Origin of the sequence: Agrococcus beijingensis (assembly GCF_030758955.1) — a bacterium.
In the GTDB taxonomy this organism is placed as follows: Bacteria; Actinomycetota; Actinomycetes; order Actinomycetales; family Microbacteriaceae; genus Agrococcus; species Agrococcus beijingensis.
The window spans coordinates 1,509,731-1,522,010 of the sequence record NZ_CP132360.1 but is presented as its reverse complement, the minus strand read 5'-3'; the positions used below and the strand labels follow the sequence as shown (position 1 = coordinate 1,522,010).

Below are 12,280 nucleotides of genomic sequence, written 5' to 3'. Positions count from 1 at the left end.
CGGCGCTGCCGCAGCCGGCCGCCTACTCGGCGGTCGGCGGCGACGGCGGGATCCGCAGCCGCACCACGGTCGCCTCGGGCTCGCCGCCGCTCGGCAGCCCGTGCACCGTGTAGACGCGCATGCTCATGGCGGCCATCAGCACACCCGCGCCGGGCGTCACCCGCTCGTCGCCGAGCAGGTCGCTCGCGGAGTCCCAGAGCAGCTCGTACTCGGTGGCGCCGTCGGCCATCGGGGCCGTGACGATCGTGTCGCGCGGCGAGCCGTGGAAGACCACCAGCACCCGCGAGTAGTCCTCTTCGGCCGGCGTCGACTCGGCGAGCATCTGCATCGTGCGGTCGTGCGAGTGATCCCAGTCGTCGATCGTCATCGCGGCGCCCGCCGCGTTGAACCAATCGAGCCTCGAGCTGCCGGCCATGCGCTGGCCGGCCTGGCCGTACTCGAGCGGCCGCAGCGCCGGGTGCTCGCGCCGCAGCTGCAGCAGGCGCCGGGTCTGGGCGAGGAACGCGTCCTGCCAGTCCTTCCGCTCCCAGCGCATCCATGTCAGTGCCGAGTCCTGGCAGTAGGCGTTGTTGTTGCCGCGCTGCGTGCGGCCGAACTCGTCGCCCATCGTCAGCATCGGCACGCCGGCCGACACCAGCAGCGTGCCCAGCAGGTTGCGCATCGACTTGCGCCGGTCGAGCTGCACGCCGACGTCGTCGGTGCGGCCCTCGAGCCCGTGGTTGTACGAGCGGTTCTCGTCGGCGCCGTCGCGGTTGTCCTCGCCGTTCGCCTCGTTGTGCTTGCGGTCGTACCGGGCGAGGTCGGCGAGCGTGAAGCCGTCGTGCGCGGTGATGAAGCTGAGGCTCGCGAGCGGTCCGCGGCTGGAGTCGAACAGCCCCTCGGAGCCCGACACGGCGTGGGCGAGCGGTCCGACGCCGGTGGCGCCCTGGCCGCCGTGCCGGAAGGAGCGGTAGTCGCTGAGCCAGAACTGCCGCACCGTGTCGCGGAAGCGGTCGTTCCACTCGGTGTAGCCGCCCGGGAACCTGCCGGTCTTCCAGCCGTCGGGCCCGATGTCCCAGGGCTCCGCGATCATGGTGGCGCCCTGCAGCGCGGGATCGTCGAGGATGCGCTCGAGCAGCGGATGCTCGGGGTCGTAGGCGCCGTCGGCGCCCCTGCCGAGCGTGGTCGCCAGGTCGAAGCGGAAGCCGTCGATCTGGAACTCGCTGCGCCAGTACCGCAGCGAGTCGAGCACCAGCTGCTGCGCCGCGGGCACCGAGAAGTCGACGGTGTTGCCGCAGCCGGTCCAGTCGACCAGCCCGCCGTCGCCGCCGACGCGGTAGTACGAGGCGTTGTCGATCAGGCGCAGGCTCGACGGCGGCCCGCCCATGCCCTCCTCGGACGTGTGGTTGTAGACGACGTCGAGGAACACCTGGATGCCCGCCTCGTGCAGCAGGCGGATCATGCCCTTGACCTCGCGCAGCACGCCGCCGGTGCCGTCGAAGCGGGCGTTGCGCGACGCGTACGCCCCGTGCGGGGCGAACCAGCTGAGCGTGTTGTAGCCCCAGTAGTTGACGCGGCCCTGCTGCAGCAGCCGCTGCTCGGAGACGAACAGGTGGATCGGCAGCAGCTGCACCGTGGTGACGCCGAGCTGCTGCAGGTAGTCGATCGTCGACGGATGCGCGAGGCCCGCGTAGGTGCCGCGCAGCTCGGTCGGCATGTGCGGGCTCAGCTTCGTGAGGCCCTTCACGTGCGCCTCGTAGATCACCTGGCGGTCGAGGGGCACCTCGGGCCGGCCGACGCCGCCCCAGTCGAAGGTCGGGTCGATGACCGTCGCCCGGTGCTGGCCGTGCGGGGTGCGGATGATGCCGCGCGCATGCGGCGGCACGGCGTTGCGCTGCGGGTCGAACGCGTGGCCGGCGCCGGTGGGGCCCTCGACGCCGATCGCGTAGGGCGTGCCGATCTCGAGCAGCTCGGTCTCGATCGTGAAGTCGTCGCCGACCCGCTCCATCGGCAGCGTGTGCAGCAGCCAGTCGGGGTCGTGCGGGTCGAACACGCGCAGCTGCATCGCCGTGGCGTGCTTCGACCAGACGGTGAGGCGGTGGCCGCCGGGGGTCGGCTCGAGCCCGCGCTCTCGAACGTTCGAATCCCCCACGCGCTCTAGGGTAGGGGAGCGTGCACCAGTTCGATCACGCCGCGGCGACCCCCATGCGGGATTCGGTGCGCCGCGCGCTCGCGACGGCGGCGCCGCTGGCCAATCCCGCGTCGACGCACCGCGAGGGCCAGCGTGCCCGCGCCGTCCTCGAGGACGCGCGCGAGCGCCTCGCCGCAGCCCTGGGCGCGCACCCGACCGAGATCGTGCTCACCTCCGGCGGCACCGAGTCGATCAACCTGGCGCTGAAGGGCACCTGGTGGGCGGCGCGCGCAGCCGGCGGCGCCGACGGCCCCGGTGCGCTCGTCGTGCCGGTCGCCGAGCATCACGCGACACTCGACGCGGTCGAGTGGCTCGCGCGGCAGGGGGCCGAGCCGCGCTGGATCCCGGTCGACGGCCGCGCCGTGACCGACGCCGAGGCGTTCGCCGCCGCGCTGCCGGGCGCTGCCGTCGCGACGATGCTGGTCGCCAGCAACGAGGTCGGGTCGCTGCAGCCGGTGCAGGCGGTGGCGGATGCGTCCGCTCGCGCGGGCGTGCCCCTGCACCTCGACGCCGTAGGCGCGTTCGGGCACCTGCCGCTGCGGTTCGCCGAGACCGGCGCCTCGCTCCTGAGCGTCGCGAGCCACAAGATCGGCGGCCCCCATGGCGTCGGTGCGCTCGTCGTGCGCCGCGACGCGCGGCTGGAGGCGCTGCACCACGGGGGCGGGCAGCAGCGAGGGCTCCGCTCCGGCACGCAGGATGCGCTCGGGGCGTCGCTGTTCGCGCTCGCCGCCGAGGAGGCGCTCGCCGAGCTCGAGACCGAGGCGACGCGCCTGCACGGCTTGACGGAGCGCATCCGCACGGCCGTCGCACCCCTTCCGGGGGTGCGGCTGCTGGCCGCCGAGGAGCGGCTGCCGCACATCGCGCACCTGGTGGTCGAGGGGGCGCAGGGCGAGGCGCTGCAGTTCCTGCTCGACGAGGGCGGCTTCGCCGTCTCGAACGGCTCGGCCTGCTCGGCCGGGGTGTCGCGCGAGTCGCACGTGGTGCGCGCGTGCGGCCTCGAGGGCGTCGCGCCGCTGCGCCTCTCGCTCGGCCGCACGACGACCGCCGCCGAGGTCGACGTGCTGCTCGCCGCGCTGCCGACGGCGATCGCGCGGGCACGCTCGCTCTAGCTCGCTCGACGGCGCCGCGCGACGAGCTCCCACGCCGACACCGCCACCGCGGCGCCGACCAGGTCGGCGACCAGGTCGCTCAGCGTGTCCTCGTAGCCGACGCCGATCGCGCTCGAGACGCCGATGTGGCCCGCCCACTCGCCGAGCTCCCAGAGGAGGCCCAGCGCGATGACCGCCGTGGTCGTGTGCAGGATGCGGGCGGTGGCGCGGCAGCGACCGCGGCCGTCGGGCAGCAGCCGGGCGCGCAGCAGCAGCGCCCGGGCGAGCAGGCCGAGCGCCGCGCCCGCCGCGACGTGGGTGGCGAGGTCGAGCCCCGGGATGGCGTCGTAGGCGCCGAGCGCCGCGAACCAGCCCGCGGCGAGCAGCACGAGCTGCACGGCCGTGTCGACCGGCTGCGGCAGCCGCGCCGTGCGGGCCACCACGGCGCCGCCGAGCACGAGCAGCAGCACCGCGGCCGCCGTGGCGTCGACCAGCGCCCAGGCGAGCGGCACCGACAGCGCGCCGAGCACCCGCACCGCGTCGGCGATCAGCCAGCGCCGAGGCCCGAACGGCTCGGTCATCGCCGGCCCCGCCGCCGCGGCCGCGGCCGCGGCTGCCCGAGCCTGCGCAGCCAGCGGCGGCCCGGCGAGCCCTCGTCGGCCCAGCCGCGCCGGAAGGTGCGCATGGCGACCGAGAAGCGGCGGCGCACGTCGGCCCGGCTGCGGAACATGCGGCCCTGCGCGCGCACCCGCAGCCTGGGGTCGAGGCGCACGCGAGCGTCGGGACCGAGCCGCATCGACACGTCGAGGTCGTCGTGCAGCTGCGGGTCGTCGCGCGGCACGCGGTCGGCGATCGCCAGCCAGGCCGAGCGTCGCAGCGCCATGTTGGAGCCCCACACGGGCACGTTCGCGACCGCGGCCCCTGCGACGCCGAAGACGCCGAGCGCATAGGCGGCGCTCGCGAGCCCTGCCCAGGGCCGCGGCAGGTCGTGGAACCTGCCCGGCCCGGTCAGGGCGTCGAGCGCGTCGTCGGCCGCGAACGCGGCCGCGATGCGCTCGATCCAGTCGCGCGGCACCAGCGAGTCGGCGTCGCAGCGCGCGATCACCTCGCCGGCCGCCGCGTCGTAGCCGCGAGCGGCCGTCGCCGGGATGCCCGGCCGCGGCTCCTCGAGCACCGTCGCCCCGGCCGCGCGCGCCACGTCGATGCTGTCGTCGCGGCTGCCGTTGTCGACGACGATCACCTCGAACGGGGCGACGGTCTGCGCAGCGAGCCTGCGGAGGCACGCGCGGAGTGCTCGAGCGTCATCGCGCACGGGGATGACGACGGAGACGCGCGGCGGCGTCGTGGACCGAGCGCTCACGTCGGCACCCTCGCACACGGGCCTGAGCCATCCGGGCTGAGTCGGTACCCTGATCAGTCGGGAGGTGCGCATGAAGGTGCTGGCAGCCATGTCGGGGGGCGTCGACTCGGCCGTCGCGGCCGCGCGCGCCGTCGACGCCGGGCACGAGGTCGTCGGCGTGCACCTGGCGCTCAGCCGCATGCCCGGCACGCTCCGCACGGGCAGCCGCGGCTGCTGCACCGTCGAGGACGCCATGGATGCCCGCCGCGTCGCCGACCGGCTCGGCATCCCCTTCTACGTCTGGGACTTCTCCGAGCGCTTCCACGGCGACGTGGTGCAGGACTTCGTCGACGAGTACGCCGCCGGCCGCACCCCCAACCCGTGCCTGCGGTGCAACGAGAAGATCAAGTTCGAGGCGCTGCTCGACCGGGCCATCGGGCTCGGCTTCGACCGCGTCGTCACCGGCCACTACGCGCGTGTCGAGCACACCGCCGAGGGGCCCCAGCTGCACCGGGCCGCCGACTGGGCGAAGGACCAGTCCTATGTGCTGGGCGTGCTCACCGCGTCGCAGCTCGCGCACTGCTGGTTCCCGCTCGCCGACACCCCCTCGAAGGCCGAGGTGCGCGCCGAGGCGGCCGAGCGCGGCTTCCTGCTGGCGCAGAAGCCCGACAGCCACGACATCTGCTTCATCCCCGACGGGGACACCCGCGGGTTCCTGGCCGAGCGGCTGGGCAGCGATCCGGGCGAGATCGTCGACCGCGACGGCGCCGTCGTCGGCAGCCACGACGGCGTGCACGGCTTCACGGTCGGCCAGCGCCGCGGGCTGTCGCTCGGGGTGCCGTCGCCCGACGGTCGCCCGCGCTTCGTGCTCGAGGTGAAGCCCGCGACGCGCGAGATCGTGGTGGGGCCGAAGGAGGCGCTCGCGGTGTCGCGCCTCGCCGGCAGCCGCATCTCCCATGCCGGGGCACCGCATCCGGCCCTCGTCGGAGACGACGCCAGCGGCGACGGGCTCGAGGTCGAGGTGCAGATCCGCGCCCACGCCGACCCGGTGCCCGCGCGCGCCCGCATGCAGGGCGACGAGCTCGTCATCGACGCCGACGAGCCGCTCACCGGCGTCGCGACCGGCCAGTCGGCGGTGCTGTACCTCGGCACGCGCGTGCTGGGGCAGTGCACCATCGACCGCACGGTGGTAGCCGACGTGATCGCGGCCTGATCGGTGCTCGCGGGCTCAGTGCCCGCTGTGCTCCTGGACCGTCAGGCCGTGCTCGCCGTGCGGCACGGCGAAGGCGCCCGCGTTCGTGCCGGCGAGGGCCGTGGTGGCCACGGTCGCCACGACCGCCGCAGCGCTCAGCAGGCCGAGCACGGTCGCGAGCGGCTTGGGCTCGGCGTCGCTCGGCCGCCGCAGGAGCAGCAGCGCACCGGCGCCGAGCGCCAGCACGGTCTCGGCCAGCAGCGGCGCCATGGGCAGCGCCGCGGCCGTCTCGGGCACGGCGAGGAGCGCGGCCAGCCAGACCACGGTGGGCACGAGCATAGGCGTCAGCACCGCGACCGAGGGCCAGCGGCGTCCCTGCAGGGCGATGACGCCGACGACCGCCTGCGCCACGCCCGCTGCCAGCAGCGGCACCGCGACCCAGGGCGTGGCCGCGGCGCCCACCGCCAGAGCGATGAGCGCCGCGCCGAGCGCTGCCACGGCCCCCCAGACCCGCGTCAGCGCATCCATGCGTCCCCCTAGATCGCAGCGCGCGACGTGCTCGCGCTGCGGTCGAGCGCCAGGCCGGTGCCGAGCAGCACGATGGCCGAGGCGAGGTGCAGGATGTGGTCGGGGGTGTTGAGGGCCAGGATGTTCAGCGCGGTGCCGACCAGGAAGAACCCGACGATGCCGAGCAGCAGGTAGACGGCGCCGACGGCGATGTTGACGCTCTTGGCAGCGGGGGTGCTGCGCAGGCCGGCGGCGAGCAGGGCGCCGCCGATGAGCAGGTGGGCGATGTTGTGCAGGTGGTTGACCTGGAAGATGCCGAGCAGCAGGCCGCCCTCTTGGCCGGCGAAGTTGCCGCCGGCGACGAAGAGGCCGAGCACGCCGACCAGCAGGTAGACCGCGCCGAAGATCGTGGCGACGAGCCGGTTGGGGGACTGAGTCATGACTCCTCCTTGTGTGATGGCCGTTGCGGGCCTCGCGCCGGGGTGGCGCCTTGGGTGTCGTACGGGGTTCGGAGCCCTGGTCGAGACGGATTGGGTCGGTGATCGGGAATCCTGGCCGGACGGACAGCCCACGCATAGGGATGCGCTGGCGCCAGGATGCACGTGGGCGGCACCGTGCACAATGGGGACATGGTGGGAATCGAGGCCGACGCCTCCCTCAGCGACGCCAACGCGCGAGCGCAGGAGCTCCGCGCGACCCTGGAGGCGGCGAGCGCCGCCTACTACGACCGCGACGCCGCGATCATGGACGATGCCGCGTACGACGCGCTGGTGCGCGAGCTCGACGCGCTGGAGCGCGAGCATCCCGAGCTGCAGAGCCAGGACTCCCCGACGCAGGCGGTGCAGGGCGGCACGACCGGCGGTCTGCCGACGATCGAGCACCGCGAGCGCATGCTCAGCCTCGACAACGTGTTCTCGATCGACGAGCTGCGCGAGTGGTGCGCCAAGGCCGAGGCGGCTGCCGGTCGGCCGGTGGCGTGGCTGACCGAGCTGAAGATCGACGGGCTGGCGCTGTCGCTGCGCTACGAGCACGGCGTGCTGACCTCCGCGGCCACTCGCGGCGACGGCCGCGTCGGCGAGGTGGTGACGGCCAACGCGCTGCGGGTGGCCGGGATCCCCGAGCGCCTGACCGGCACCGCGCATCCGCCCCTCGTCGAGGTGCGCGGCGAGGTCTTCATCCCGGTCGAGGCGTTCGAGCGGCTCAACGCCCTGCAGGCGCAGCTGCGCGACCGCTCTGTGGAGGAGGACCGCGCCAGGTGGGCCGCGCGGCCGGCGGCCACGCGCGGCGAGTTCGACCTCGAGAAGGCGGCCGATCGTGCCGCCCGACGCTTCCCGGCGTTCGCGAACCCCCGCAACGCCGCCTCGGGCGGACTGCGCCAGCAGCTCGAGAAGAAGACCGGGCTCGAGCGCGAGGCCGGCGAGGAGCGCATCGCGGCGCTCGCGATGTACGTGCACGGCTTCGGCGCCTGGCCCGACCCGCCGGTGGCTGCGCAGAGCGAGGTCTACGGCCTGCTGGCCGACTGGGGCCTGCCGACGAGCCCGCACGTCGAGGTGCTGCGGGGCGTCGATGACGTGGTCGCGTACGTCGAGCGCTTCGGCGAGCGGCGGCACGCGGTCGAGCACCAGCTCGACGGCATCGTCGTGAAGGTCGACGAGCTGGCGCTGCACGCCGAGCTGGGCATGACGAGCCGCGCGCCCCGCTGGGCGATCGCCTACAAGTACCCGCCCGAGGAGGTGCACACGACGCTGCTCGACATCGTGGTCAGCGTCGGCCGCACCGGCAGGGCGACCCCGTACGCCAACATGGCGCCCGTGCAGGTGGCGGGCTCCGTGGTGCGGCAGGCGACGCTCCACAACCAGGATGTGGTGCGCGTCAAGGGCGTGCTGATCGGCGACACCGTGGTGCTGCGCAAGGCCGGCGACGTGATCCCCGAGGTGCTGGGGCCCGTCGTCGAGCTGCGCGACGGCAGCGAGCGCGCGTTCGTGATGCCGGAGGCCTGCCCCGAGTGCGGCACGACGCTGCGGCCGATGAAGGAGGGCGACGTCGACCTGCGCTGCCCCAACGCCAAGGACTGCCCGGCGCAGGTGCGCGGGCGGGTCGAGCACATCGGCAGCCGCGGCGCGCTCGACGTCGAGGCGCTCGGCGAGGTGACCGCCGCGGCGCTCACGCAGCCGAGCGTGCCGGCCGAGCCGCCGCTGCCCACCGAGGCGGGCCTGTTCGCGCTCACGCTCGACACGCTCGTGCCGATCGAGGTGGTCGTGCGCGACGCCGAGACGGGGCAGCCGAAGCTCGACGACGACGGCGCGCCCGTGGTGCGGCGGCCGTTCCAGGTGCTGCGCGACGAGTACCCGGCCGAGGCGGAGGGCCTGACCGCCGCGGAGCGCCGCAAGGCGGGCATCACCAAGACACGGGTCGCCCACCCCTCGAAGCAGGCCGAGACGCTGCTCGCCGAGCTCGAGCGCGCGAAGACCAAGGATCTCTGGCGGCAGCTGGTCTCCCTCAACATCCGCCACGTCGGCCCGGTCGCCGCGCGCGCCCTCGCCGACTGGTTCGGCTCGCTGTCGGCGATCGAGGCGGCCAGCCCCGAGGAGCTCGCGCAGGTCGAGGGCGTCGGCCCGACGATCGCCGACGCCGTGCTCGAGTGGCTGGCCGTCGACTGGCACCGCGACATCGTGCAGGCGTGGCGGGATGCCGGGGTGCGGTTCGCGACGCCCGGCCACCCCGGTCCCGGTGCGGCTGCCGAGCGCGGCGGCGTGCTCGCCGGGCTGACGGTCGTCGCCACCGGCACCCTCGAGGGCTACACCCGCGAGGGCGCGCAGGAGGCGATCATCGCCGCCGGCGGCAAGGCGGCGTCGAGCGTGTCGAAGAAGACCGACTTCGTCGCGGCGGGCCCCGGTGCCGGCTCGAAGCTCGCGAAGGCCGAGGAGCTGGGCATCCGCATCCTCGACGCGGAGGGCTTCCGCGTCCTCGTCGAGCAGGGGCCCGACGCGCTGCCCGCCGCGCCTGCGCTCCCAGCGTGATCACGCGCCTCGCGATCGAGGGCTACCGCTCGATCCGCTCGCTGGTGGTCGACCTGGCGCCGCTCACGGTCGTCACGGGCGCGAACGGCTCGGGCAAGTCGAGCCTGTACCGGGCGCTGCGGCTGCTCGCCGACTGCGGCGACGGACGCATCGTGGGCTCGCTCGCCGAGCTCGGTGGCCTCGATGCGGTGCGGTGGGCGGGGCCCGAGCGGGGCACGCGCCGCGGCCAGCCCACCGAGGGCACCGTGCGCAGCGGCCCGGTGTCACTGCGGCTCGGCGTCGCCACCGACGAGCTGGGCTACGCGATCGACCTGGGGCTGCCGGTGGCGCTGCAGAGCGCCTTCGATCGTGATCCGGAGATCAAGCAGGAGCACGTCTTCGCCGGCGCCGACCCGCGCCCCGCGGGCGTGCTGGTCGAGCGCAGGCGCGGACTCGCTCGCACGCGCACCGACGCGGGCTGGGTCGACCTCGCCGCCGGGCTCCACCCGTGGGCGTCGGTGCTCGACGAGCTCGCCGGCCACCAGGAGGCCGCGGAGCTCGCCGGCGCCCGGCGCATGCTGCGCGGCTGGCGCCTCCACGACGCCCTGCGCACCGACCTCACCGCTCCCGCCCGCCAGCCGCAGGTCGCGACGCGCGCCTCGCGGCTCGACGACGACGGCGCCAACCTCGCGGCGGTGCTGCAGACGGCGGTCGAGCTGGGATGGGACCGCGAGCTCTCGAGGGCGATCGAGGATGCGTTCCCGGGCTCGGCCCTGCATCTGCCGGTCGTCGACGGGCGCATGACGGTTGCGCTGGCGCAGCCGGGCATGCTGCGGCCGCTGACGGCGCCGGAGCTCTCGGACGGCACGCTGCAGTACCTGCTGCTGACCGCCGCGATGCTGTCGGCCGAGAAGCCGAGCCTCATCGTGCTGAACGAGCCCGAGCGCAGCCTCCACGCCGATCTGCTGCCTGCCCTCGCCGAGCGCATCCGCTCGGCGGCCGCGTCGACCCAGGTGATCGTCGTGACCCACCACCCGCGGCTGGCCGAGGAGCTCGGGGGCCTGCGGATCGAGCTCGAGAAGCAGTCGGGCGAGACGGTCGTCGCGGGCCGCGAGGGCCCGCTCGACCAGCCGGGCTGGCACTGGCCGAGCCGCTGACCGGCCCAGGCGCCACAGGGTCAGTGCTGCACCGAGTGGCCGGTGCTACACTCAAGCCATGCCGACGACAAGGCCGCGACATTCCATCACGGAGACCGAGGCGATCGAGCACGCGCTCGACATCGCGGCTCGCGCCTGGCCCGAACTGCGCGACGACCGGCCGGCGCTGCTGCGCAAGCTCATCGAACGTGGCGCAGAACACGCTGAGAGCGCCGTCGAGCAGGCGATCGCCGAGCGACTCGAGGCAATCCGTACGACTGCGGGCGCGCTCTCCGGCGTGTACGAGCCCGGCGAACGCGAGCGTCTGCGTGCGGAGTGGCCCGCGTGAGCCAAGCCTCTCCGGCGGTGGTCGTGCTCGACGCCGGCGTGATCATCGCGCACCTCGACGGGGATGACGCGCTGCACGCACGAACCGAGGAGCTCCTCAACAGTCTCGCGCCCGCGCCGCTGGCTGCGAGTGTGCTGACGATCGCTGAATGTCTCGCGCACCCGGCCAGCAGAGGCATCCTGAGCCGCGCCGAGCGGGCTATCGAACAGCTCGGTGTGGCACGAATCGCGCTCTCTGCGGACGGCGCGGCGGCGATCGCGACCATCCGCAGTGAAACGGGCCTCCGAATGCCCGACGCGGTCGTGGTGCACACTGCAGAGCTTCTCGGTGCCCAGCTCGCGACGACCGACCGTGCGGTCGCGAGAGCGGCGCGCCACAGGGGACTGCGCGCGCACGAGGTCTGAGCTCAGAACAGCGTCGTCGCCGGCAGCGGCTCGCTCGTCGACGGCAGCTGCCGCGCGCGCGGCGGGGGAGCGGCGAGCCCGGTGCCCGCGGTCGTGCGCACGGGCGCGAGCCGGTGGCGGCGCACGAGCGGGCGGATGCGCTCGCGCAACCACGCGCGGTACTCCGGATGCGCGTAGGTGCCGCCCCCGTACACGCGGCCGTAGAGCGGCACGAGCTCCGGATGCTCCTGCCGCAGCCAGGCCGTGTACCACTCGCGCGCGCCGGGCCGCAGGTGCAGGGCGCTGGCGATCGCGCTCGTCGCGCCCGCCTCGGCGATCGCCGCGAACGCGCCCTCGAGATGCGCGCGGGTGTCGGTGAGCCCGGGCAGGATCGGCATCGCGAAGACGGCGCAGTCGAGCCCGGCCTCGCGCACGGCCCGAACCGTCTCGAGCCGTGAGCGCGTCGTCGGGGTGCCCGGCTCCACCTGCTGCTGCAGCTCGTCGTCGAAGATCGCGATCGACATCGCCACCGAGACCGGCACCTCCTTCGCGATCTCGGCCAAGAGCGGCAGGTCGCGGCGCAGCAGCGTGCCCTTCGTGAGGATCGAGATCGAGGCGCCGTGCCGAGCGAGCGCCCGCAGCACGCCGGGCATGAGCCGGTAGCGGCCCTCGGCGCGCTGATACGGGTCGGTGTTCGTGCCCAGCTGCACCGCCTGCACGTCGCGCCGCGGCCCGGCGAGCTCGCGCTCCAGCACGTCGACCAGGTTGGCCTTCACGACGATGCGCGAGTCGAAGTCGGCGCCCGCGTCGAGGTCGAGATAGGTGTGGGTGTTGCGCGCGAAGCAGTAGCGGCACGCGTGCTGGCAGCCGCGGTAGGGGTTGATCGTCCACGTGCCGCCCATGAAGCCGTCGCCCGGCACGTGGTTCAGCGCGCTCTTCGCGGTGATCTCGAGGAACGACATGCCGTCGAAGCCCGGCGTCGGCCACGACTCGAGCACGCTCGCGCGCTCCTCGAGACCGGGCAGGGCGTCGGCGTCGATGTGCGTCGCGGTCTGGCCTTCCCATCGCATGCCCGACATTCGAACACACGTTCGATCGCGGCGCAAGCGCGACGCGC

The 12,280-nt window shown here is 74.3% G+C and carries 12 protein-coding genes; 6 read left to right on the top strand and 6 right to left on the bottom strand.

Annotated features, from left to right (window positions below):
* Positions 1-22 precede the first annotated feature (22 nt).
* Positions 23-2,131, bottom strand: a complete 2,109-nt coding sequence (glgX, locus tag Q9250_RS07325) for a glycogen debranching protein GlgX (RefSeq protein WP_306231206.1) — start codon at positions 2,129-2,131, stop codon at positions 23-25.
* Positions 2,132-2,151: 20 nt separating this feature from the next.
* On the opposite strand from glgX, the gene Q9250_RS07320 reads away from it, so the two are divergent.
* Entirely contained in the window at positions 2,152-3,279 is a 1,128-nt protein-coding gene (locus Q9250_RS07320) for a cysteine desulfurase family protein (RefSeq protein ID WP_306231205.1), read from the top strand.
* Here the strand turns inward: Q9250_RS07320 and Q9250_RS07315 are convergent.
* The gene (locus Q9250_RS07315) at positions 3,276-3,839 is read right to left on the bottom strand and encodes a DUF2238 domain-containing protein (RefSeq protein WP_306231204.1); all 564 of its coding nucleotides are present in this window, start codon (positions 3,837-3,839) and stop codon (positions 3,276-3,278) included. The genes Q9250_RS07320 and Q9250_RS07315 overlap by 4 nt on opposite strands.
* Positions 3,836-4,618, bottom strand: a complete 783-nt coding sequence (locus Q9250_RS07310) for a glycosyltransferase family A protein (RefSeq protein WP_306231203.1) — start codon at positions 4,616-4,618, stop codon at positions 3,836-3,838. Before Q9250_RS07310 ends, Q9250_RS07315 begins: the two co-directional genes overlap by 4 nt.
* A 70-nt stretch (positions 4,619-4,688) precedes the next feature.
* Here Q9250_RS07310 and mnmA point away from each other — a divergent pair, with 70 nt between their 5' ends.
* Positions 4,689-5,810 carry a tRNA 2-thiouridine(34) synthase MnmA gene (gene mnmA / locus Q9250_RS07305; RefSeq protein ID WP_306231202.1) on the top strand — a complete coding sequence of 374 codons (1,122 nt, stop codon included), beginning with the start codon at positions 4,689-4,691 and terminating at the stop codon, positions 5,808-5,810.
* 15 nt (positions 5,811-5,825) lie between these two features.
* On the opposite strand, the gene Q9250_RS07300 is transcribed toward mnmA, so the two are convergent.
* Together Q9250_RS07300 and Q9250_RS07295 are read right to left on the bottom strand one after the other, a co-directional pair.
* Entirely contained in the window at positions 5,826-6,317 is a 492-nt protein-coding gene (locus Q9250_RS07300; RefSeq protein ID WP_306231201.1) for a hypothetical protein, read from the bottom strand.
* Positions 6,318-6,325: 8 nt separating this feature from the next.
* On the bottom strand, positions 6,326-6,736 hold the full coding sequence (locus Q9250_RS07295; protein ID WP_306231200.1) for a DUF4383 domain-containing protein: 411 nt from the start codon (positions 6,734-6,736) through the stop codon (positions 6,326-6,328).
* Between the two features lie 189 nt (positions 6,737-6,925).
* Here Q9250_RS07295 and ligA point away from each other — a divergent pair, with 189 nt between their 5' ends.
* The 4 genes from ligA to Q9250_RS07275 are packed head-to-tail and all read left to right on the top strand — an operon-like array spanning position 6,926 to position 11,184.
* Entirely contained in the window at positions 6,926-9,316 is a 2,391-nt protein-coding gene (gene ligA / locus Q9250_RS07290; protein ID WP_306231199.1) for an NAD-dependent DNA ligase LigA, read from the top strand.
* Positions 9,313-10,452: an AAA family ATPase gene (locus Q9250_RS07285; RefSeq protein ID WP_306231198.1), complete on the top strand. Its 1,140-nt coding sequence runs from the start codon at positions 9,313-9,315 to the stop codon at positions 10,450-10,452. Before ligA ends, Q9250_RS07285 begins: the two co-directional genes overlap by 4 nt.
* A 58-nt stretch (positions 10,453-10,510) precedes the next feature.
* Complete coding sequence (locus Q9250_RS07280) at positions 10,511-10,780, top strand: hypothetical protein (protein ID WP_306231197.1); 270 nt, start codon at positions 10,511-10,513, stop codon at positions 10,778-10,780.
* Positions 10,781-10,797: 17 nt separating this feature from the next.
* Positions 10,798-11,184, top strand: a complete 387-nt coding sequence (locus Q9250_RS07275; protein ID WP_306231196.1) for a type II toxin-antitoxin system VapC family toxin — start codon at positions 10,798-10,800, stop codon at positions 11,182-11,184.
* 2 nt (positions 11,185-11,186) lie between these two features.
* On the opposite strand, the gene Q9250_RS07270 is transcribed toward Q9250_RS07275, so the two are convergent.
* Positions 11,187-12,233 (bottom strand): Rv2578c family radical SAM protein, encoded by a 1,047-nt coding sequence (locus Q9250_RS07270; RefSeq protein WP_306231195.1) that lies wholly within the window; start codon positions 12,231-12,233, stop codon positions 11,187-11,189.
* Between the last annotated feature and the right edge of the window lie 47 nt (positions 12,234-12,280).